General features: G+C 39.7%; 3 protein-coding genes. All 3 read right to left on the bottom strand.

What is annotated here, in order from left to right; translation table 11 throughout:
* Positions 1 to 264: 264 nt before the first annotated feature.
* Positions 265 to 558, bottom strand: a complete 294-nt coding sequence (spoVG, locus tag HP456_RS23900; RefSeq protein ID WP_172255667.1) for a septation regulator SpoVG — start codon at positions 556 to 558, stop codon at positions 265 to 267.
* Between the two features lie 193 nt (positions 559 to 751).
* Complete coding sequence (locus tag HP456_RS23895) at positions 752 to 1126, bottom strand: RidA family protein (RefSeq protein WP_172255665.1); 375 nt, start codon at positions 1124 to 1126, stop codon at positions 752 to 754.
* 15 nt (positions 1127 to 1141) lie between these two features.
* A partial coding sequence (locus HP456_RS23890; RefSeq protein ID WP_281358134.1) for a phosphoribosyltransferase family protein occupies positions 1142 to 1473 on the bottom strand: 332 nt, incomplete at its 5' end.

Here is a 1473-nt window from a genome sequence, read left to right as displayed (position 1 = left end):
CTTTGCTTTACCCGCAGGAGCATTCGTCCTGTACTCCATTCATCCGCTGGAACCGGGGTAAGGATGTATTGTTTATTTAATAGTATTACCATCTATCCCCGCTATGACTTAATAGACTGTTTGTGTTAAAAGAACTCACACTTTTCAAAAAACAAATGAAAACATCTTCAAAAAGAGGTTTTGAGAGGAAGAAATCAGGGTAATAGGAAGAAAAGAAAAAAAGAGCACTACTGTGGAAGTAGGCTCTTGTTGCAATAGATTCTTTTAGGAAGCGCCAGCTTCTTCTAACTCCACTTCTTCAAGCTCACCTAGACGGTGATACTCTGATAACACAGCATCTTGTATCTTTCCGCGAGTACCTGAATTAATCGGGTGAGCGATATCACGGAATTCCCCATCAGGTGTGCGCTTACTTGGCATCGCTACGAATAAGCCATTGTTCCCATCAATTACACGAATGTCATGAACAACAAATTCATTATCCAGCGTAATGGATGCAATCGCTCTCATGCGACCATCGGTGTTAACCCGGCGTAATCTTACGTCTGTTACTTCCATTCTGTTCACCACCTTTTTCCCTAGATGAAATCTACTGTATGTATTCAACGACTTTACCAGATATTCCTTCTTATAATGTAAAATTTTTTGAAAAATTTTATTTTTCACTTAATCAGTCAAATGTCTCTTTCGACCTAATGACCAAATCCAGGACTATTCAGTCAGCCTTAAAACAAAAAAACACTCGTGAAGACTACTTCACGAGTGCAATGACTTCAATTTCAACCAGGGCATCTTTTGGCAGGCGGGCAACTTCGACACAAGAACGAGCAGGTTTATGTGTATGGAAATATTCCCCGTACACTTCATTTATATTACTGAAATCATTCATATCTTTAATAAATACAGTGGCTTTCACTACGGTCTCCAGTGAAGCTCCGGCTTCTTTCAGGACAGCTTGAAGATTTTGAAAAACCTGACGGGTCTGGGCTGCGACATCCCCCTCAATCATCGCTCCTTCTGCAGTTAATGGAATTTGTCCTGAACTGTAGAATAAATTATTCACAATGATTCCTTGAGAATATGGTCCGATTGCTGCAGGTGCTTGATTTGTTGAAACAACACGCATAGTAACTGCCTCCCTTTATGGTAAGAATGTCAGATTTGATTGAAAGTAATTTCCTTCTTTCAAGGAAATTTGCTTATTCTTCTCATTTACATCAGATAGTTTCAATAGTGATACATAATCATCCACTAATCGTTCTTCGGCATTTTCTGATTCAACCAATACACCGATGCCTTTCATTTCAGCATTGAACTCCTCTAAAAGATTCTTCATTCCGTTCACGGTTCCCCCGGCTTTCATGAAATCATCGACAACCAGTACTTTCGAGCCTTTTTTCAGGCTTCTTTTTGAAAGAACCATTGACTGGATCCTCTTGTTCGAACCTGATACATAATTAATGCTGACCGTCG

It is taken from the genome of Bacillus haikouensis (genome assembly GCF_013179555.1).
Taxonomy (GTDB): domain Bacteria; phylum Bacillota; class Bacilli; order Bacillales; family Bacillaceae_B; genus Rossellomorea; species Rossellomorea haikouensis_A.
This window is presented reverse-complemented; position numbering and strand designations above follow the sequence as displayed.